The organism is Patulibacter brassicae, from assembly GCF_033949425.1.
Lineage (GTDB): Bacteria > Actinomycetota > Thermoleophilia > Solirubrobacterales > Solirubrobacteraceae > Patulibacter > Patulibacter brassicae.
This window is the reverse complement of sequence record NZ_JAXAVX010000001.1, coordinates 804,084-825,044: the sequence shown is the minus strand read 5'-3', so window position 1 is coordinate 825,044 and position 20,961 is coordinate 804,084. Positions and strand designations below refer to the sequence as shown.

Sequence of the window (20,961 nt, the reverse complement as noted above, 5' to 3'; positions counted from 1 at the left end):
CGTGCGCGCGAGCTCCGGCGCTACTCGCGGCTGCGGCCCGAGGGCAGCCAGCGGGCGAGCTCGAGCGCCAGGCGGACCTCGAGCCCGCGGCCGGCCAGCGGCTCCGGCAGCAGCGCGTCGGCCCGGGCGAGGCGCTTGAGGACCGTGTTGCGGTGGGTGTGCAGCACCGCGGCGGCGCGGGGGGCGTTCGCGTCCTCCTTGAGGTACACGCGCACCGTCTCGCGGAGCTCCGGATCGGCGTGCGCGAGCTGTCCGAGCGTCGCGCCGACGAAGGCGATCGCGCGGCCCTCGTCCTGGGCGGCGAGGGACGCCGCGCGGACCTCGCTGTAGGTCGTCAGGGCGGGGTGGTCGTTCGTGCGCATCGCCAGGCGCTGGGTGTCCAGCGCCTCCCGGTGGCTGTCGCGGAACCCGCTGATCCCCGGGTGCGCGTCGCCGATCGTCACGCGGATCGCCTCGGGCAGCACGGCGGCGATCGCGCGGTGCGCCTGGTCGGGCCACTCGACGTCGGCCATCCAGCACCAGACGGCGGCCGAGCCGGCGGGGACCGTCAGCGGTCGCCGCGCGCCGAGGACGCCGGCCAGCGCGCCGCAGGCCCGCTCGAGGTCCCCGCTGGCGACGCTCCCCGCCGCGGCCCAGAGGATCACCGCCGTGTGCCGCCGGGCCAGCTCGTAGCCGAGCATCGTGCTCGCGCGCTGCTGGCTGATCGGGGCGTCGTCGAGGATGAGCTGGACGGTCTCGCGCCGCCGGGCGAGGGCGCCGCCGGCGACCTCGTCGCGCTCGGCGTCCATCGTCGTCATGAGCTCCTGCAGGACGCCGTCGACGTAGCCGAAGAGCGAGCGCGAGGCGAAGTCCAGCAGCGCCACGAGGTCCGGGACGTCGAGGTCCTCGGACTGGGCGGTCGCCATGACGTGGCGCCACATGACGTTCTGGCCCTGGCGGTAGGCCGTCAGCAGCGCCGAGCGGTCCGCGCCGCGCCGGACGAGGTCGCGCGCCAGGTCGATCGCCTCCGGCGGCGCGTCCACGGCGACCGGCTCCTGGGGGCGGGCGACCGTGGCGCCGATGATGCGGCGGACGTTCGCCTCCGTGCTCGCGCGCGTGGAGTGCGTCAGCACCGGGTCGCGGGCGAGCACCGGCGACGAGGCGAGGATCGCCTGCACCATCCGGTCGACGAGCTCCTCGGACTGCGACTCGAGTCGCACGAAGATCGCCTGGAGGTGGTGAGCCGTCCTCGTCGACGGCGTCTCCCAGCGCAGCGTCGTAGCGGGCACGCCGCGAGCCTACCCCGGCGCCGGGGGTGCGGTGGCAACTCGTGATCGCATGGACGGGGGCGAATGCCTCTCGTGCGCGGGGCGACGGCGACCGGCGGCCGGCGCCTTCGGTGGCGCGGGGGTCCCTCGCGCCTCGCGCCGCGGGTACCCGGTTGTCCCCGACCCCGCGCTCTGCAAGGATCAGAGGAGCGGGACCGCCGCGCGGCTGGTAGCGGTCCTCACGTCGCGTGCATCGACGTGGGGAGCGACGCCCGAGGAGCGGCGGTGCCGTGGGCAGCACCGCGAAGACGTTACCCCGGAGCCGACCCTGCGGTCGGGAGCCGATGGCCGGCTGCGCGACGCCGACAACGACGCGAGCCTCCATGCCCTCTTCCCGTTCCCGCCGCGACCGCGTGCTCCTCGAGCGCTACCGCGTTCACGGCGACGCCGTCGCCCGCGACGCGCTCATCGCCGACTCCATGCCGCTCGTGCGCACGATCGCCCGCGAGTACGTCTCGGCCGACGGCGAGCCGCTGGAGGACCTCGTGCAGGTCGGCAGCATCGGCCTGCTGAACGCCATCGAGCACTTCGACCTCGAGAGCGACTTCCGCTTCGTCGCCTTCGCCAGCGTCCACGTCCGCGGCGAGATCCGCAAGCACTTCCGCGACAAGACGTGGTCGATCCACGTCCCGCGCGGCCTGCAGGAGCTCGAGGCGAAGGTCCGTCGCGGTCGGGGCCAGCTCGAGTCCCAGCTCGGGCGGCGGCCGTCGCTCGGCGAGCTGGCCGATCACGTCGGGCTCAGCGGCGACGAGGTCCGCGAGGCCGACCAGGTCGGCGCCGCCTACCGCTCGCTGTCGCTGGACGCGCCGAGCGGCGGGGGCGACGAGCCGCAGCCCCTGATGGACGCGGTGCCGCAGGCCGACGACGCGTTCGGGCGCGCCGACGATCGCCTGCTGCTCGGCGAGCTCCTCCGCGGGCTCTCCGAGCGCGACCGCAACATCGTCTGGTGGCGCTACGTCGACGGCGACATCCAGAGCGACATCGCCGCGCGCCTCGGCGTCTCGCAGATGCAGGTCTCGCGGCTGCTGCGCCGGATCGGCCGGCGACTCGAGGCGATCCGCCGGCTCCATCCCGAGCCGGGGGAGTCCGCGATCGGCTTCGACGAGTTCCGCGAGGCGATGGACGCGCTGGAGGACCACGTCACCGTCGTCGACGGCGAGGGCCGGCTCGTGCACGTGAACGCGGCGTGGCGCGCGTTCGCCAAGCGCAACCGCTGGAAGGGCCTGCAGTGGGAGGGGATGGACTACCTCTCGGTCTGCGACGCGGGCGACGACGACGCCCAGGCGGTGGCCGACGGCCTGCGCGCGGTGCTGCGCGGCGACGAGCGCACGTTCTCCATCGAGTACCCCTGCCACGCGCCCGACGAGCTGCGCTGGTTCTCCCTGCGCGTCACCTCGCTGCCGGTCGAGGGCGAGCGCGGCGCGGTGCTGAACCACCGCGACATCACCGCGCAGCGGCTCGCGCGCGACGCCCAGGGCGCGCCGCGTCGGCACCTCCCGGCCGGCGGGCAGGCGTCCGGTGCCCTGGACCGCGACGGGCTCTCCGCGCGCGCCGAGCAGCTCGTCGCCCTGGACCGCGAGGTCGGGGTGCTCGTGCTGCTGCTGCCGCGCCAGCGGTCGGCGGCCGACCGCGCGCTGTGCCGGCGGGAGACGCTCGCCGTGCTGGAGCAGCTGTTCCTGCCGCCCAGCGTCACCGGCGGGCTGCGCGGCGACGAGCTGCTCGTGCTGCTGCCCGGCGTCCTCGACGACGAGCTGCAGCGCGCCGCCGGGCGTGCGGCGGCGGCGCTGCGCACCCGCCTGGACACCCGGCTCGTCGACCGGATCGTCTTCGGCACGAGCGTCCTGCGGACCGACCTCGAGGCGGTGGAGGCCCTTGGGCAGGCGGTGGTCGACATGCGGCCCTGCGCCGCGGCCGGCGCCGACGCCACGCTCGACGGACCGGACGCGGTCGTCGCCTGAGCCCGGCGCGCGGTCCGCTCGAACCTGGCGCGCAGGCGCTCTCCCAGCGGTTTGCCGGCGGCGATCTCGGGGGTAGAGCCACCTCGGCGTCACCGCGGGTCGCCGGCGATTTCCTCGTCGCCGGCCGGAGGAGCGCAAGCCCTGACCCGCGCCGGCGCCAATGCACAGCGGAGGCGGTGCTCGCCGTTCTCGGGCGAGCACCGCCCCCGCGCCTCCCGCGCCTCCCGCGCCGCCGCGAGGCCGGCGTCCGGGGCGCGACGCGTCCCGCGGCCGGGACCGGGGTAGGCCGGAGGGGTGCTCGAGCTCGATGTCGCTCCCGGCGTCCACCGCGTGGAGGCCGAGGGCAGGATCACCGTCGTGGACTGCGGCGTGCCCGCGTCCTGGCACTCGCTCACCGGTGCCCTGCGACGGCGACGCGCTCGTGACGCTCGATCCGTACACCGGGCGGCGCGATCCGCGGATCGTCGCGCGCGCCGCGACCGTCGACAGCGAGCGCAACCGGCGGACGCTCGACGCGCTCGAGGCCACCGGGGCGCGGACCGTCGCCACCGGGCACGGACCGGTCTGGCGCGGCGGGGTCGCGGCAGCGGTCGGCACCGCTCGGGCCGCGCCGGTCGCCTGAGCCCGCCGCGAGGGCCTCGCCGCGGATCGACCGCGGGGCGGCGGTCGGTGCGAAGCTGCCCGCTGTGTGGCGGTGCTCTGATCGCTGGATGGCGCGGGAGGCCAGGGGCCGTAGTGCGCGCCCGGTTTGCCGTGGCGCTAGGTGTTGGCGGGACCGAGGGTGTCGATGACGGCGCGGGTGGCGTCGGCGCCTGCGAACGCTGGCGGCCAGAGCAGGACGTCGTCGTAGACGGCGGCGCGGGTGGCGTAGCGGTCTTTGACCTCGTCGGGGGTGCCGGCCAGGGCGATGGTATCGATCATCTCGTCAGTGACGGCGGCGATCATGCCGGGGAAGTCACCGTTGGCCCAGGCTGTGCGAACCGCGTCGACGGCGTCGAGGAAGCCGTGGAGCTCGTGGATGGCGCGGTAGGTCTTGACGGTGCTGTTGAACGCGATGACCGCGGCGGCCTGCTGGCGGGCGACCGTGCGGTCCTCGTTGATGCAGCAGGTCAGGTAGCCGACCAGGGGTGGGGCGTCCCGGCCGGTGCGCGCCGCGCCGTCGGCGAGGGCGGGGCGGACGATCTCGTGGATGTAGCGGTCGGTGAAGAGGGGGTGGCCGATCAGGCCGTCGGAGACGCGGCCGGCGGCTTGGATCATGCGGGCGTTCACGCCGGCCATCAGGAGCGGCACGTCGGGACGCAGCGGCGGGTCGACCGGGGCGGTCGGCTTGACGTCGACGCGGTAGAACCGGCCCTCCTGTGCCTGCGGGCCTTCGTGCAAGCGCCAGAGCTTGCGGACCAGGGGCAGGAGCTCTTCCATCCGCGGGGCGGGGTGCTGGCCGTCGAGGCCGTGCCAGTCGCGCTGCATGCGGGTGGTGCCCGTCCCGAGCCCGAATCGCAGTCGACCGTCGGAGAGCTCGTCGAGGTCGCGGATCTCCGCAGCCAGCACCACCGGGGTGCGCCCGAACGCGTAGGCGATCGCGGTCCCCACCCCGATCGTCGACGTGGCCTGCGCGATCGCACCGAGCGGCACGGTCGCCGACCGGTGATGAAACTCGGTCGTCCAGACCGAGGAGAACCCGGCCGCCTCGGCGGCCTTCGCGGCACTGATCTGCTCGCGCAGCGGGGTCGGGGACAGCACGATCGACGGGATCTTCATCACAGGTGCTCCTCAATCGGGCGGTTGGTATCGACCGGCTTGGGCCGGTGGGGTGGTGCGAGGCGCGGTGTGCGCTAAGGCCTTCGGTCGGGCGCGGAACGCCGCGGTCGAGTCTGATTGTCCGACGGTCGCCGTGGACCCGCAGTCTGCACCATACGTCCGCGATGCACCATGTGCCCACGAAAACCCGTGGTCCGGCGGGCGCGCCGTCACGGCCGGATGCGCACCGGCCTGGCGGCCCTGACGGGACAGCCCCGGACACTCGAGCATGTCCATCGCGATGCGGCAGGCGGAGGCCGGGCGCCACCACGACGCATGGAGGGTAGGACTACCCGGGCAACTGGGCGATGGCACGTCCACGGCGGCATCTGCCGGTGAGCCCGTCGACGACGAGTGTTTCCGCGGCCCCGACCCTCCGCCGTCCATCGGCGCGTCGCCGTCGGCGCGGGTCCGCCGGTCGGCGCACCCGCGCAGTGGCTTTAGTTCCCCAATGCGGCGGAAGAGCGCAGTCGAGCAGCGCGCGCATCCGGTGCGGCCTGTTCCTCGATCGCGCCCTCGAGGGTGTGCGAGATCGGCAGCGGCTCGGGCTCGCCGCTCGCCGTCTTCCCGGCGAAGGCCACGCGCCCGCGGTGGGCGACCTTCGCGCCGGGGTCCTTCGCGGGGATGTGGTCGATGGCGCGCTCGGTCATGGCGGTGATCGTGAGCGACGGGTTGACGCCGACGTTCGCCGGGATGGCCGCACCGTCGCAGACGAGGAGGTTCTCGTAACCGAACACGCGATGCTGCTCGTCGATCACCCCGCGCTCGGGGGAGGACCCGATCGGGGCACCACCGAGGATGTGGGCGGTCGTCGGGATCGACAGCAGCGCCTCGGGCACCGCGGATCCCGGGACGCCGCCGGTCTTCCGGGCGAGCCACTCCGTGAAGGCGTTCGCCGCGGGGATGAAGGTCGGGTTCGGGTTGTCGGGGTCCTGGCGCGTCTGCATCCTGACGCGGCCGTCGCGGCGGCGGCGGGCTGTGAGCCGCATCGAGTTGTCCAACGACTGCATGACGAGGACCACGACCGAGCGCTCGCCCCACCGCGGCTTGAGCATCAGCTCGGCGGTCCAGCGCGGATGGCGGATCAGCTGTCCCAGCCACTTCAGCGGTCGCGTCACCCGGTTGCCGCCGCCGGTCAGCACTGTGAACAGGTTGCGCATCGCTCCACCGCCGGCCCCGTAGGTGACCGTCTCGATGTGCGTGTGCGGGTCCGGGTAGATCGACGACGTGATCGCGACGCGCTTGGTCAGCGCTTCGGCCCGCCCCTCGGGCACCGTGACGACGAGGATCGCCTCGCTGTTGGTCCGGACCAGATGGCCGAGGCGGTCGGACAGCTTCGGGAGGTCGCCCTGGAGCTTGCACCGCGCGAGCAGCTCGTTGGAGCCCAGCGCCCCGCCGGAGATCACGACGCCACGGGCGCGGATGGTGCGTCGGTCCTTGCGCCGCCGGCGCCCGGTCCGCTCGTGCACGACGTCCCAGCCGTCCGCGCCGTCGGTGCCGTTGACCGGTCGCAGCGACACGACTTCGCGGCCCGGCTGGACGGTCGCCCCGTCGCGCTGGGCGAACCAGAGGTAGTTCTTGTCCAGGCTGTTCTTCGAGCCCTGGGGGCAGCCGAGCATGCAACGACCGATCCGCGAGCACCCCGTCCGCGCCGGACCCGCGCCGCCGAAGTACGGGTCGGGCACCTCCTCGCCGGGGGTGTCGAGGTAGGTCCCGACGCGTGCCTTGCGGTAGGTGTCCCCGACGCCGATCTCGCCGGCGTACTCCTTCAGCAGCTGGTCGGCGGGGTCGTCCTCGACGACGTCCGTGACGCCCAGCATCCGCTGGGCGGTCTCGTAGTGCGGCGCGAGCTCCGCCTCCCAGTCGGCCATGCCGGCCCATTGCCGGTCCTCGAAGAAGGCACGCGGGGGGACGTAGAGGGTCATGGCGTACACGAGGGAGCCACCGCCGACGCCGGCGCCCGACACGACGAACACGTCCTTGAAGAACGTCATCTTGAAGAGGCCGCGGAGCCCGGCCCGGGGCATGTAGAGCCACTTCTTCAGGTCCCACGACGACGTCGGCATCTCGTCCTCGTTGCGGAAGTGCTCGCCCCGTTCGAGGACCGTGACGTCGTAGCCCTTCTCCGCCAGACGCATCGCGGACACGCTGCCCCCGAAGCCGGAGCCGATGACCAGCCAGTCGGTGTCGTACGAGATGCGCTGATCCGTCATGGGGGTCCTTCGTTCTCGGGGCGGACGGGCACGGCGCGGGGCGGCCGGTGCTCGTGGGCGGGGTTCTCGGTGCCTCCCTACCGAAGACGACGCTACCCCCGGGTTCACACGACGTCAACCGCGCCGTCAACCCTCGCCACGTCCAGGTCCTCGGCGGGGCGACGGACCGGCGGCATCGATCGGGCCGTGGACCGGACGACGGGAGCAGGACGACGGACGACGCTTCGCGCCGGACCTCCTCCGGTGGACCGGCGAGCGCGACCACCTCGTCTGCGACCGCGCCGACCGCGTCGGCGAGATCGCCCCGGATCGACGCTGCCCGGACGGCGTCGGGGGCCCGAGCAGCTCGAGGGTCGCGTCGCCGCGGTCCGGAGACCGGGGCGGGCGCGTCAGGGTTCGAGTTCGAGCGTCCGCGACCAGATGGCGAGCAGGGACCGGACGGCGACCTCGTCGCCCGTCAGGTCGTCGTCGAGGATGCGGAGGTAGTACGTCCGCTCGGTCATCCAGACGAGCGCCGAGGCGACACCGCGGCGGGTCGTCCCGACGTAGGTGGTCGGCAACTGGCGCTCGGCCGCGTCGATGAACCGCTCGAGCTCCGCATGCCAGTAGGCCGCGATCACGTGGTCGTAGCTCGTGGCCTCGACGAGGGCGCGGATCAGCGCCTGGGACCTCCGGTAATCCACGAGGATCGCCTCGAGGGTCGTGGCCAGGGCCTCGAGGCCACCCGAGCCGTTGAGCCATCGGTGGGCGTCGCGGAAGAGTCCGCCGACCAGTCGGGTGGTCGCGGCCATCAGCAGGTCGCGCTTGTCGCGGAAGTAGAAGTAGAACCCCGTCCGCGTGTGGCCCGCTCGCGCCGTGATCGCCGCGACGGTCATGCTCGCGAAGGACTCGCCCTCGTCCATCAGCGCTATGGCGGCGTCGATGATCTGCGTCTCGCCCCGGCCCCGGGCGTCTGGATCGTCGCGCCGGGACAGAGACACCATCGGCCGAGCCTAGCCAACGGCTGCCCGTCGCCGCGTGGCCCGTCGCCGCGACCACGGACACGGGATCGCGTCCGGCGCCCGCACCGCGCGCGACCGCGATCCGGGCGACCGCCCGTCCGCTCAGCGGGCCGACGTCCCCGGCCGCACGGCCCTCGGCGGTCGGGGAGGGCGATCGGGCCCGCATTGACCTGCCGCCGCCTCGACGGTACGTTCGACGCTATGTCGAACGCCGTGCCCTCGGACCTCCAGACCCTGCAGGTGGCCGACGACGAGCTGTGGCTCGCCGGTCCGCCCCACGAGGTCTTCGAACGCCTCCGCGACGAGTGCCCCGTGCATTGGAGCGCAGGCATCAAGCAGTCGCCCAACGATGCCGGCTTCTGGTCGGTGACCCGGGCGGAGGACATCCACACCGTCAGCCGCGACTGGCGACGGTTCTCCTCGGCGCAGAACATCATCATCACCGACGAGGCGATCCCGGTGCCGCTCGTCCAGGGGATGTTCATCGGGATGGATCCGCCGAAGCACGACCGCATCAAGAACCTCTTCCAGAAGGCCTTCACCCCGAAGGCGATCGCCGCGCACGAGGCGGCGATCCGCGAGATCACCGCCACTGCGATGGACCGCCTCGAGGGTCGCGACCACGCGGATCTCGTCGTGGACGTCGCGCAGCCCGTCGTCTCCCGGGTCATCGGCGGCTTCATGGGCCTGGACCCGGAGGACGACCAGCCGTGGGCCGAGGCGATCAACCAGCTGCTCGGGTTCGGCGACACCTCGCTGAACCCGAAGGGCCTCGAGGCCCTCGTGGCCGAGGACATCCCGAAGATGTACGAGAAGTGCATGCGGCTGGTGGCCGCCCGGAGGGAGCAGCCGACGGACGACATGACGAGCGTGCTCGTCCACGCCGACATCGACGGGGACACGCTCAGCGACGAGGAGATCTTCGCCGGGTTCGTCCTGATGATGGCGGCCGGCAACGACTCGACCAAGGCGACCTACACCTCGGCGATGCGCCTGCTGATGGAGAACCCGGACCAGTGGCGACTGCTGGTCGACGACCCGTCCCTCGCGGCCAGCGCCGTCGAGGAAGCACTCCGGATGTTCCCCGCGTTCGCCCACTTCCGTCGCACGGCGACCGAGGACGTCGAGCTCAACGGTGCGCAGATCAAGGCGGGCGACAAGGTCGCGCTCTGGTACCCGTCGTCCAACCGCGACGCGTCGCGGTACGACGACCCGCACCGCTTCGACGTCCGCCGCAACCCCGAGCACCAGGCCTTCGGCGCCGGCGGACGCCATTTCTGCCTCGGTACCGCGCTCGCCAGGCTCGAGTTGCGGATCCTGGTCGAGGAGACGGTGCGACGGTTCCCGCAGATGACCATCAGCGGCGAGCCGACCTACGTCGTGTCCCAGTTCTCCAGTCAGCTTCGGACGCTCCCCGTCCGTCTCCACGGCTGACCTGGCCGTGCGGAGCGTGCTCGAGCGGGTCGGTCCGACCGGACGGAGGTCCCGTGGACGCACCGGCGGTCCGCACGCGGGAGGCGGGCCGGAGCGGGCCACCGCACACGTGGCCGCGGGCTCGATGCTGACCAGCTACGTGCTGGCCTCGCGCGTGAGGACCTCGTCCGGGGCGGTCGCAGCGATGATCGGTGGACTCGGATGGTGCGCCGCGAGCTGGCACCGCGATCACGGGCCGGCGACGGCCGTCGGCCTGGCGGGCGTCTACGTCGGGGCCTTCGCGGTGTCCCACCCGGTCTCCCGGTGGGTGGGCGCCTGGCCCGCGGTGGCGGCGGCCACCGCGGCGACGGGTCTGTCGACGCACCACGTCGCCGACCGGCGGTCCTCGACGGTCGACCGGTCCGAGAGGCCGGTGGCCCGACCCGACCCCGCGTAGCCCGGTGTCGAGCCGGGCCTCGTCGGGTCCGGACCCGGATCCGACGAGGCGCCCGGCGAGGACGCTGCCGACCCCTCAGGGTCGGTTGACCGGCGTGAGACCGAGGTCGGGGAACGGCGCGGGGCCGGCCTGCGTTCCCAGCGAATCGGAGAGGAACGCCTCGAGATCCTCCACCTCCGGCTGGTCGCCGAACGACACCTCTGCTGCGACGGAGTACGGGGCGATCACCTGCGCCACGCCGCCACCGCACACGAACACCTGGCCGGTGTATCTGGAGCCGTTGGGCCCGGCGAGCGCCGCGACGATCGGGGCGACGCTGGCGGGCCCCCATGGGTCGGTGCCGCCCGACCCGCCGGGGAGCGTGCCGAAGGTCCCCTCGGTCATCCTCGTGCGGGCCCGGGGCGCTATCGCGTTGCACGTCACGCCGTAGCGCTGCATCTCTCGGGCGACGGTGACGGCGAACGACGCGATGCCGGCCTTTGCGGCGGAGTAGTTGGCCTGTCCGACGTTGCCGTAGAGGCCGGCCTCCGAAGTCATGCAGAGCACGCGGCCGTCGACCGGTGCGCCGGTCTCCTTCGCGCGGGCGCGCCACGCGGCACACGCGGCGCGGGTCACGAGGAAGTGTCCGCGGAGGTGCACGGCGATGCAGGCGTCCCAGTCGTCGTCGGACATCGAGAACACCATCTTGTCCCGGAGGATGCCCGCGTTGTTCACCACGATGTCGAGCTGCCCGAACTCGTCGATGGCGCGCTGGACCATCCTCGCCGCGTCGTCGACGTCGCTCACGCTGCCGCCGTCGCCCACCGCCGTCCCGCCGGCCTCGGCGATCTCGCGGCAGACGTCCGCAACCGGGCCCTCGTCGGCGCCCTCGCCCCGCCAGTCGCCGCCGAGATCGTTCACGACGACCTTCGCTCCGCGGCGGGCGAGCAGCAGGGCGATCTCGCGACCGATCCCTCGTCCGGCGCCCGTGACCAGGGCGACGCGTCCATCCAGGCTCTTCATGTGATCTCCGATCGTCGGTACGTGCCCGCCGAAGCGGACGAGGCCGATGTTAGTACTGATTAACTCGCGAGTGGGACGAGCGGCCCGGATAACCGAGCTCCCGGGCCGGAACACCCGGGTCGCCACGCGCATCCCACGGGACCGGGCCGCGCCGGACCGCCGTGGTCGCCGCTGGGCCGGACCAGCCGATCCGCCCACGCGGGCGCCTTGGGGCCTTTGAAAACGGGTACGGAACGGGGGGGTGCTATGTCGCGCAGTCCTCGCGCGCCCCGGAATTCACGCATGGTGGTCCCGACTCGTCGTGCCCGCGACGGCGGCGACCTCGGCCCGAACCGAAAGAAAACATCACGTGCCGCGCCGTTGAGGTTAACGTGCGCTAACGCGACGCCCTCCGGGTCGCCGAACCCTCACGACTGCATGCCCGCACGCCCTCACCGCCCGCGGACTCTCGGAGTCCTGATCGTCGCCGTCGTCGCCGGCGTGATCGCGATCCTCGTCGTGGCCGGGCGGGACGAGCCGTACCGCGTCACCGCCGTCTTCCCCGACGCCGGCCAGCTGGTCAACGGCAACCTGGTGAAGCTCGGCGGCAGCACCGTCGGGACGGTCTCTTCGATCGACCTGAACGACCGTGGGCAGGCGGCGGTCGAGCTCAACATCACCGAGGGGATCGCGCGTCCGCTGCACCTCGGGACCCGCGCGGTGCTGCGCAACACGTCCCTCTCGAGCATCGCCAACCGCATCGTCGTCCTCGAGCCGGGACCCAACGACGCCCCCACGATCGCCGACGGGGGCACGATCTCGGCCGTCGACACACGAGGCGCCGTCGACGTCGACACCGTCGTGAACACGTTGGACGCGCGGAGCCGTGCCTATCTGCGCGACGTGATCCGCGGCGGGGCGACGGCGCTGCGCGGGAACGAGCAGGCGACCAACACCTTTCTCGAGAAGATCAACCCTGCGCTGACGCAGACGCGGCGGACGCTCGAAGAGGTCACCGCCGACGAGCCGGCGCTGCGCCGCTTGGTCTCGGCGACCGCGGGGGTCTCGGCCACCGTCGCCGACCGGCGTGACGATCTGGGCGCGCTGCTGGAGAGCAGCGCGGTCACCCTGCGGGCGGTCGCGTCCGAGCGCGAGGCGCTCAGCAGGACGATCCAACGCGCCCCCCGAGTGATCGACCGGGCGAACACGACGTTCGCCAACGCACGCCCGCTGCTGCGCCGGGCCGAGCCGTTGCTGCGGGACCTGCGGCCGGTGGCGCCGCGGCTGGCCGGCGTGCTTCGGCAGACGCGGCCGCTGCTGCGCGACGTGCCGCAGCTGCTGCGCGACGCGCGGGCGACGGTGCCGTCGCTCAACCGCGGCCTGGACGCCCTTCCCGGTCTCGCCGGCTCGGCGGTCCCGGCGCTGCAGCAGACGACGCGGGCGCTCGACGACGCGAAGGGGATCATCGACGAGGCGCGTCCCTACACCCCGGATCTCGTCGGAACCCTCACGTCGTTCTACTCCGGCAAGGCGGCGGGTGGCTACGACGCCAACGGCCACTACACGAGGATCTCGTTGAACGTCTCCAGCGACACGTTGCCCGAGGAACTCGTCCCGGCACCGCTCTCCGAAGGCCTCGGCGGACTCGTCGACCTCCTCGGTCCGATCACCGGCACGAACCTGTCGACGCCCCAGGACCGGGTCCTCCGGCGCTGCCCGGGCGGGACGACGCAGACGGCCGCCGACCGCTCCAACCCGTGGCCGATCGGGCTCGGGGGCACCTGCGACCCGACGAGCGTCCCGCTCGGCGGGAAGCTCACCCCGGACGGGAGCCGATCCAAGTGACCGCCCGGGCCCCGTGGCGGCTGGCCACCGTCTCGCTGATCAGCGCGGCGCTGCTCTCCGGGTGCGGCGGGTCGTCGTCGACCTCCGACGACACCGTCGACGCCCTGTTCCCGAACGCCAGCGGCGTCGGGAAGGGTCAGGACGTCCGGATCGCCGGGGCCCCGGTCGGGTCGGTGACCGAGGTTCGGTTGACCGACGATCGCCGGGCCCGCGTGTCGATGCGCATCGACCCGCAGTTCCTGCCCTTCCGCGGCGACGCCGGGTGCGTGATCGAACCGCAGTCGCTGATCGGCGAGAAGTTCGTCAACTGCGATCCGGGGACCGCGTCCGCGCGGCCACTCGTCTCGCGGGGCTCCGGTGCTCCGACGATCCCGATCGCCCAGAACACCAGCCCGGTCGAGCTCGATCAGGTGATCGCGATGCTCGGGATGCCCACGAACGTGCGGTTCCAGCTCCTCCTCAACCAATTCGGAGCCGGGTTCACGACCCGGGGCGAGGACCTGTCGACCGCGATCCGACGGGCCGTGCCCACGCTCCAGTACGCCCGGGACACGACGCAGATCCTGGGCCGCGACCGCGACCAGCTGCGTCGGCTGATCTCGGCCACCGACCAGGTCGTGGGGGCGCTGGCCGACAGCCGTCGGGCTCTCGGTTCGACCTTCGAGAACAGCGCGCGGACGCTCGCGGTCACGACGCGGTACCGGGTGCAGCTGGACCGCGCGATCCGTGAGCTCCCGCCCACCCTCTCGGCGCTGCGGCCGGTCCTCGGCTCGCTCCAGCAGCTGACGGCCGACGGCACGCCGACGCTCGCGGCGATCCGTCGGTCGACGCCGGCGGTCCGCCAGCTCGCGGGCGACCTGCCCCGGCTCTCCCGCGCGGCGCGGCCGACCCTCTCGCGGGTCGCCGACGCCTCGGCCGCCGGCACGCCCGTGTTCCGGCGGCTCCTGCCGCAGCTCCGTCTCCTCGAGCAGGACACGACGTCTCTGGCGCCGTCCATCGACCTCGCCGGACAGCTGACGCCGAGCCTCCGCTCCAACGCCGTGCCCGAGTCGCTCCTGAAGTTCTTCTACAACGGCAGCCTCGCCATCTCCCGGTACAACAGCAAGGGCCACATCGTGGGAGCCAACATCATCGCCCCGCTGTCCTGCTTCCCGCTGGCGCTGGCGGGCACGCAGCCGGGGTGCTCCGCGCGCTTCGCCGACGACGCCAACGGGCAGACCGAGGCGCGCGAGCGCAGGGGGACGGGCCGATGAGGCGGCGATCGTCCCTGGCCGGCAGCCCCGTGCTGATCGGTGCCGCCACGGCGCTGATCGCCCTGGTGGCCGTCGTGCTGGCCTACAACGCGAACTCCGGTCTGCCGTTCGTGGAGACCTACGACATCTCCGCCGACGTCGCCGACGCGGAGCAGCTCACGACCGGCGTCGACGTCCGCATCGGGGGCAAGCGGGTCGGTCAGGTCAACGGGATCACCGCCGAGCGGCGGCGCACTGCACCCCGGCGCCCGTACGCCTCGCTGGAGCTCAAGCTGGACCGTGCCGTCGGCCCGATACCGGTCGACTCGACCATCCGGATCCGGCCCAAGAGCGTGATCGGCGCGAAGTTCGTCGAGCTCGAGCTCGGCCGCAGCCGGCGGACGATCCCCGCCGGCGGGGCGCTCCCGGTGTCGCAGTCCAGTGCCTCGGTCGACGTCCAGGACGTCTTCAACGTCTTCGACGCGGGACGCCGTCGCGCCGTCCGTCGCGTGGTGGGGGAGTTCTCCACCGCCGCCGCCGGTCGCGGCGCCCAGTTCAACGCGGGGCTGTCGATCCTGCCGGAGGTCCTGCTCGACGGCGGTCGCGTCCTGCGGAACCTCGCCGCACCCGGGACCGACCTGCGCGGGTTCGTTTCGGGCCTGGACGGTACATCCGGCGCGATCGCTCCGGTCGCTCCGCAGTTGCGTTCGGCGATCCCTGGGGCCCGAGACACGCTGGGCGCCTTCGCTCGGTCGGACGAGGCCTTCGGCGAGACGATCGACCGGACCCCGGCGTTCGAGCGGTCGGTCCAGCGCGCCGCGCCCGTGGTGTCCCCTGTTCTGCGCGAGGCGGCGGTGCTGGCGCGGGAGCTGCGGCCCGGGGTCAACGCGCTGCCCCGGACGGTCTCCGCGCTCGGGGACGCGGTCGACGTCGGGGTCCCCGTGCTGCGGCGCGCCGGGACCCTGGGCCCGCAGCTCCGGGCGACCGCCGCGTCCCTCGACGACCTCGCCCGCCGCGACACGACGACCGCGGCCCTGACCCGCCTGGACCCGATCGGACAGAACGTCCTGTCCGTCCTGCAGCACAACGTCCCGCTGGAGATCCGCTGCAACTACCTCGGGCTCTTCGGCCGCAACTCCGCCGACATGCTCGGGGACGGTGATGCCTACGGCAACTGGTTCCGCGCCCCGCTGCAAGTCCTCGGCATCCAGAACTTCAAGAGCCCGGACGTCGCGCCCGACTTCCGCTACCAGGTCTACCCGGACAACGTCCCCGGGGGCTGCGCCGTCGGCAACGAGGTGTTCCGCCGGGGCTCGCTGATCGGACGCGATCCCGCCCAGGGCGCCGTCCGCAATCCGCGGACTCCCAGGCCGGCCGGCATCCCGGAGGGACCCCGATGAGCCCGCTGATCCGCTCCGGCGCCCGACGCCGGCGCACGACCCCGTCGCCGGAGCGTCGCCGACGGCAGAACATGCTCTGGGGCGCGGTGACGATCCTCGTCTCGGTTGTGGTCGTCGCGGTCGTGTTCGGCGGCGTCCCGGGCTCTGGCGGTCCGAAGGTCACGATCATCACGGCGGACTCCTTCGCCCTGCGCGCCGCGACGGCGACGAAGGCCCGTGTCGCGGGCGTCGACGCCGGCCGCGTCACGAAGATCGCGCCGGCCGCCGGCCGGCCGGGGTTCTCAGCGGTGACCGTGGAGCTGACCTCCGATGCGCCCACGATCCGCCAGGACGCGACGGTGAAGATCCGGCCGCGGCTCTTCCTCGAGGGCAACTTCTTCCTCGACATCGCCCCCGGGACCCCCGGGGCCCCGCCGCTGGGTGACCGTCCGATCCCCCCGGGCGCGACCACGGTCGCGGTCGCCGCGGACGAGGTCTTCTCGGTCTTCAGCTCCGACACCCGCGGTGACCTGCGCACGACGCTGCGCAACCTCGGGCGAACGCTCGACGACGGCGGCGCGGAGGAGCTGGGCGCCGTCCTGCGCGCGTTGCCGGAGCCGACCCGGGACCTCTCCGTGGTCGCCCGGGCGGCGCGGGGCGAGCGCGACGGCGACCTCGCCGACACCGTGCGCGAGACCTCCAGGGTCATGGACACCTTCGATCGCCACCGCGCCCGGCTGGCCGGCGTCCTGCGCGAGGGCGACCGCACGTTCCGGGCCACGGCCGCCCAGGAGCAGGGCATCCGAGGCACGCTCTCCGGCCTGGACCGCGTCAGCCGGACGGCCGGCCCGGTCCTCCGGCGCGTCGACGGCGCGATCGACCCCGCGGGGCGGCTCATCGACACCGCCACGCCGCTCGCGCGACGGCTGCCGGCCACGCTGGACCTCGCGGTCCCGGCCCTCCGGACCACCTCGGACGTCGCCCGGCGCGGGCAGGTCCAGCGCCTCCTCGGCGAGGTCCGGCCGACGGCCAGGAGCGTGGCCGCCGCCACCGGTCCCGCCGTCGAGGCGTTGGACGCGGTCCGGCCGATCTCCCGGTGCCTGAGCCGGAACATCATCCCGATCCTCAAGAGCGAGGTCCCCGACGGCCGGCTCAGCACCGGCATGCCGCTCTACCGCGAGATCCTCTCGGCGTCGGTCGCCTTCGGCGGGCAGATCCAGAACTTCGACGCGAACGGACCCTACGAGCGGTTCCTCGTCACGATCGGGGACTACCTCGTCTCGTCCGGCACCGGAGCCGCCCGGCAGGAGACCCGGATGGCCGAGCCGATCCTCGGCTCCAGCCCGCCCAAGCGCGACAGCCCGCCGCCCTACCGTCCCGACGTGCCCTGTGAGACGCAGGACCTGCCGAAGCTCGCGGTCGCACCGACCCCGTTCGGCGGCGTCGTGCGGAAGAAGCCGATCGACGCTCCCCGGGTCCGTGCGGCGGTGAAGAGGTTCGTCGAGCAGAACGCCGACGTCAGGTCGACCGGCAAGGCCGGCATCAAGCCGCTCCAGGACGCCCTGAACCGCATGCTCGGGGCGGATGCGAAGACGCCCTCGGGTCCGTCCGGCGACGTCCGGTCCGGTCGGTTCGACGACCCCACCTCGATCACCTCCGGGATCGACGAGCTGCTCTCGCGGATCTTCCGCAGCACCGCGTCGAGCTCGACGACCACGACAGGAGCGCGCCGATGAGAGCGCTGCGCATGGCCCTCCGGCAGTACTGGTGGGCGGTCGGCGTCATCATCGGCGCCGTGGCGCTGTCCTCGGTCGTGGGCGGCTACATCCTCGTCCAGCAGCGCTTCCCGGTCCCAGGAGAAGAGACCTACACCTTCGAGGCCGACTTCGCCTCCGCCCAGGCGGTCACGCCCGGGCAGGGCCAGCAGGTGCAGGTGGCCGGCGTCGACGTCGGCGACATCGCCGGTGTGCGGCGCAAGGACGGCCGCGCGATCGTCAAGGTTCGGATCAAACGCGATCGACTCGACAGCGTCCACCGCGGGGCCCGGCTCACGCTGCGGCCCCGGACCGGGCTCCAGGACATGACGATCGACCTCGACCCGGGTGACCCCCGCGCGCCGGAGATCGACACCGACCAGATCGTCCCCGCCGCGCAGACGGTCTCGCAGGTCCAGATCGACGAGGTCCTGCAGTCGCTCGACGCCGACACGCGGGCCTACTTCCAGGGGGCGCTCCAGGCCACGGCCAAGGGCCTTGGCTCCCGCCCCGACACGCTCCGGCGCGCGCTGCGCGTGGCGACCCCGGCGCTGCAGAGCACCGGCGGCGTCCTGCGCGCCGTCCGCGACCGCCGGACGGCCGTGCGCAGCCTGATCAGCGGACTCGGGCGGCTGACCACCGAGCTCGCCGACCACCAAGAGGCCGTCGGCGACACGATCGACCGCGCATCGGACACCTTCCGGACGATCGGCAACCGCGGGCCAGAGCTGCAGCGCGCGCTCGCGCAGCTCCCGTCGACCCTCGCCACCGCCGACCGGGCGCTCCGCGACACCGGCGCGTTCGCGGGCGAGCTCCGACGCACGTCCACGCCGTTGCGGCCGGCGCTCGAAGACGTCCGTGCGGCGCTGCCGACGGTCGATCCGCTGCTGCGCGAGCTGCCCGGCGACCTGCGGCCGCTCGCGGCGCTGAGCTCCAGCGCGGTCGCGCCGCTCGCCTCGGCGCGGCGCAGCGTCGACCGGCTGCGTCCGCAGCTCCCGGCCCTGCGGACGGTGGGCAAGGACGGGCAGTACCTCGTCAACGAGGCGGCGTACAACCCGCCGGGCCCGGACGAGGGGTACGGCTTCAACCTCGCCTGGGTCCTCCACAACGCCAACTCGATCCTCTCCCGGCAGGACGCCAACGGCAACGCGTACTACGGGCAGGTCACCTTGTCCTGCGAATCGGTGCGCGCGACCCTGAACGCCGACGCCCTGCTGCAGAGCGTCGTCGGTCTCATCACCTCGCTCGGAGTCTGCAAATGAACAAGAACCGCCCGCACGTCGCGCAGCTCCTGGTGATGGTCGTCTTCGCGCTGACGTCCTTCGCGCTGCTGCTCTTCTTCTGGTCAAGCTTCGGCGGATCGGTCCCGCTGCGGGCCAAGCAGTATCAGGTGACCGTCGACTTCCGGCAGGGCTCGCAGCTAACCGGGTACGCCGACGTCAGGATCAGCGGCGTCAGCGTCGGCAAGGCGATCAAGGTCGTCCGCCCGTCCGGCCGCAGCGGCGTGACGCGCGTCACGCTGGCGATCGAGCCGAAGTACGCGCCGCTGCCCGCCGACACCCGCGCGACGCTGCGGACCAAGACGCTCATCGGCGAGACCTTCATCGCCCTCTCCTACGGTCGGCGAGGCGGTCCGCGGATCGCCGACGGTGGCAGGATCCCCGACCGTCAGGTCGTCGAGAGCGTCGAGATCGACCGGCTCGCTGACGCGTTCGACGCCCCGACCCGCAAGAACCTCCGTCGCGTCCTCAGCTCCTCTGCCTCCGCCCTGCGCGGCAACGGTCCCGACATGAACGCGGCCGCCGGCGAGTTCGGCCCGACGCTCGAGAGCGCGGACGGGCTGCTCCGCGTCCTCGACCGTCAGTCGCGCGAGGTCTCGTCCGGGACGCGCGACCTCGGCACCGCGTTCTCGACGATCGGCGAGCGCAGCGGCGCGACGCAGGAGCTGATCCGCAGCGCCGACGCCGCGCTGGGCGCCACCGGACGCGTCGGTCGCAGCCTCGGCGCGACGCTCGACGCCCTCCCGGAGTTCATGGTCCAGGCGCGGCAGACGGTCAACCAGGTCCGGGCCACCTCGAAGGTCGCCCGGCCGGTCGTGGCCGACCTCCGTCCGGTGACGCCCCTCGTCCGCCCGGCGCTCAACGACGTTCGCGAGATCGCCCCGCAGCTGCGCGACACGCTGCGCGACGTTCGACCGGCCCTCCCTCGGGTGGACCGCGGACTGCCGCGACTGCGCGAGGTCGTCAACACCCTCGGTCCCGCGATGGACATGCTGGACCCGGTGACCGCAGACCTGCAGCCGGTGTCGGCGTACCTCAAGGCCTACCGCCGGGAGCTGCTGGTCACCTTCGCCAACACGGCGGCGGCGGAGCAGGCCTCCGCGCGGGACTCCAACGGCAAGCAGCGCAAGTACCTGCGGTTCCTGCCGGTGGTGTCCGACGACGTGCTGGTCTCGAGCACGACACGCCTGCCCACCACGCGGTCGAACCCCTACCCACGACCCGGTGAGCTCGAGGACTTCCCGCTGAAGTCGTTCTCGTGCGACCACCTGCAGAACAACGGGGCCCCGCTCTCGGCCGTGCTGGGACTTCGCGGGAACGTGCCGTGTCGGGTCCAGTCGCCGTACGTGGTCGACGGGCGCCCGATGCAGTTCCCGCGGTTGGAGGAGGCGCCGCCGGTGACCGGCACGCAGACCAGGACACGAGACGGACGATGACCACGACGACCCCGGAGACGATCGTGCAACGACAGCGATTCATCGGCATGAGCACCGGCAGTTTCGAGACCACCGCTGAACGGGGACGGCTCCGGTTCTTCGCCGAGGTGATCGGCGACACGGATCCGGTCCGGACCGATCTGGAGGCCGCCCGCGACGCCGGGTACGACGACCTGCCGGTCCCGCCGACCTTCCTGATGGGCCTCGACGCAGAGCGACCCGACGGGTTCGAGTACCTGTCCACGATGGGGGTCGATCTCCGGTACGTCCTGCACGGCAGCCAGGCCTTCACGTACCACCGCGTGGCCGTGGCCAACGAGCCGCTGCGCTACGCCTCGCGCATCGAGGACGTATACGAGAAGAGCGGGGGCGCGCTGCAGTTCATCGTCCGCTCGGTGCAGATCAGCGACGGTGCCGGTGCGCCGGTCGCCGACCTGCGATCCACCATCATCGAGCGTCGACCGGGAGGTGCGTCGTGAGCGCCGGCCCGCAGGACGTGGTGGTGGGGACCGTGCTCCCCGACCTGGAGCTCCCGCCGATCTCGCGGGCCACGCTGGCCCTGTTCGCCGGTGCCAGCGGTGACCACAACCCGATCCACATCGACACCGACGTCGCCCGCTCTGCGGGGATGGACGACGTCTTCGCCCACGGGATGCTGTCGATGGCCTACCTCGGGCGGTTGCTCACGACCTGGGCCCCGCAGGACCTGCTGCGGTCCTTCGAGGTGCGATTCGCGGCGATCACGCCCGTGCGCGCCCGACCGGTCTGCGCCGGAACCGTGACGGCGGTCGACGACCAGGACGGGGAGCGGGTCGCGACGATCGAGCTTCGGGTGACGCTCGAGGACGGGACCGTGACCCTCGCGGGGACCGCGAAGGTCGCGGTCCCCGCCGCGTCGTGACCGCGAC

General features: G+C 73.0%; 16 protein-coding genes. 11 read left to right on the top strand and 5 right to left on the bottom strand.

Annotated elements, in window-relative coordinates; genetic code table 11:
- Positions 1-20: 20 nt before the first annotated feature.
- On the bottom strand, positions 21-1,268 hold the full coding sequence (locus tag SK069_RS03800; RefSeq protein WP_319952851.1) for a PucR family transcriptional regulator: 1,248 nt from the start codon (positions 1,266-1,268) through the stop codon (positions 21-23).
- A 362-nt stretch (positions 1,269-1,630) separates the two neighbouring features.
- On the opposite strand from SK069_RS03800, the gene SK069_RS03795 reads away from it, so the two are divergent.
- Entirely contained in the window at positions 1,631-3,265 is a 1,635-nt protein-coding gene (locus SK069_RS03795; protein WP_319952850.1) for a sigma-70 family RNA polymerase sigma factor, read from the top strand.
- A 397-nt stretch (positions 3,266-3,662) separates the two neighbouring features.
- Positions 3,663-3,887 (top strand): hypothetical protein, encoded by a 225-nt coding sequence (locus SK069_RS03790; RefSeq protein WP_319952849.1) that lies wholly within the window; start codon positions 3,663-3,665, stop codon positions 3,885-3,887.
- A gap of 137 nt (positions 3,888-4,024) precedes the next feature.
- Here SK069_RS03790 and SK069_RS03785 read toward each other — a convergent pair whose 3' ends face one another.
- From SK069_RS03785 to SK069_RS03775, 3 genes are all read right to left on the bottom strand, one after another.
- Positions 4,025-5,023, bottom strand: coding sequence for an LLM class flavin-dependent oxidoreductase (locus SK069_RS03785; protein ID WP_319952848.1), 999 nt, complete (start codon positions 5,021-5,023; stop codon positions 4,025-4,027).
- Positions 5,024-5,502: 479 nt separating this feature from the next.
- Entirely contained in the window at positions 5,503-7,275 is a 1,773-nt protein-coding gene (locus SK069_RS03780) for a GMC family oxidoreductase (RefSeq protein WP_319952847.1), read from the bottom strand.
- A 389-nt stretch (positions 7,276-7,664) separates the two neighbouring features.
- Positions 7,665-8,258: a TetR/AcrR family transcriptional regulator gene (locus SK069_RS03775; protein WP_319952846.1), complete on the bottom strand. Its 594-nt coding sequence runs from the start codon at positions 8,256-8,258 to the stop codon at positions 7,665-7,667.
- Between the two features lie 219 nt (positions 8,259-8,477).
- On the opposite strand from SK069_RS03775, the gene SK069_RS03770 reads away from it, so the two are divergent.
- The gene (locus tag SK069_RS03770; RefSeq protein WP_319952845.1) at positions 8,478-9,710 is read left to right on the top strand and encodes a cytochrome P450; all 1,233 of its coding nucleotides are present in this window, start codon (positions 8,478-8,480) and stop codon (positions 9,708-9,710) included.
- 511 nt (positions 9,711-10,221) lie between these two features.
- On the opposite strand, the gene SK069_RS03765 is transcribed toward SK069_RS03770, so the two are convergent.
- Positions 10,222-11,148 (bottom strand): SDR family NAD(P)-dependent oxidoreductase, encoded by a 927-nt coding sequence (locus tag SK069_RS03765; protein ID WP_319952844.1) that lies wholly within the window; start codon positions 11,146-11,148, stop codon positions 10,222-10,224.
- Positions 11,149-11,565: 417 nt separating this feature from the next.
- Between SK069_RS03765 and SK069_RS03760 the strand changes: the two genes are divergently transcribed.
- Genes SK069_RS03760 through SK069_RS03725 form a run of 8 tightly spaced genes read left to right on the top strand, consistent with a single transcriptional unit; the run spans position 11,566 to position 20,954 of the window.
- Entirely contained in the window at positions 11,566-12,972 is a 1,407-nt protein-coding gene (locus SK069_RS03760; RefSeq protein ID WP_319952843.1) for an MlaD family protein, read from the top strand.
- Positions 12,969-14,225, top strand: coding sequence for an MlaD family protein (locus SK069_RS03755; RefSeq protein ID WP_319952842.1), 1,257 nt, complete (start codon positions 12,969-12,971; stop codon positions 14,223-14,225). Before SK069_RS03760 ends, SK069_RS03755 begins: the two co-directional genes overlap by 4 nt.
- Positions 14,222-15,604 (top strand): MlaD family protein, encoded by a 1,383-nt coding sequence (locus SK069_RS03750; RefSeq protein ID WP_319952841.1) that lies wholly within the window; start codon positions 14,222-14,224, stop codon positions 15,602-15,604. Before SK069_RS03755 ends, SK069_RS03750 begins: the two co-directional genes overlap by 4 nt.
- Positions 15,601-17,319 (top strand): Mce/MlaD family protein, encoded by a 1,719-nt coding sequence (locus SK069_RS03745; RefSeq protein WP_319952840.1) that lies wholly within the window; start codon positions 15,601-15,603, stop codon positions 17,317-17,319. Before SK069_RS03750 ends, SK069_RS03745 begins: the two co-directional genes overlap by 4 nt.
- Entirely contained in the window at positions 17,316-18,599 is a 1,284-nt protein-coding gene (locus SK069_RS03740; RefSeq protein WP_319952839.1) for an MlaD family protein, read from the top strand. Before SK069_RS03745 ends, SK069_RS03740 begins: the two co-directional genes overlap by 4 nt.
- A complete protein-coding gene (locus SK069_RS03735; RefSeq protein ID WP_319952838.1) occupies positions 18,596-20,053 on the top strand; it encodes an MlaD family protein in 1,458 nt (485 codons plus the stop codon). Before SK069_RS03740 ends, SK069_RS03735 begins: the two co-directional genes overlap by 4 nt.
- Complete coding sequence (locus SK069_RS03730; protein ID WP_319952837.1) at positions 20,050-20,532, top strand: MaoC family dehydratase N-terminal domain-containing protein; 483 nt, start codon at positions 20,050-20,052, stop codon at positions 20,530-20,532. The genes SK069_RS03735 and SK069_RS03730 overlap by 4 nt, the downstream gene beginning before the upstream one ends.
- On the top strand, positions 20,529-20,954 hold the full coding sequence (locus SK069_RS03725) for a MaoC/PaaZ C-terminal domain-containing protein (RefSeq protein ID WP_319952836.1): 426 nt from the start codon (positions 20,529-20,531) through the stop codon (positions 20,952-20,954). Before SK069_RS03730 ends, SK069_RS03725 begins: the two co-directional genes overlap by 4 nt.
- The last annotated feature ends 7 nt before the right edge of the window (positions 20,955-20,961 follow it).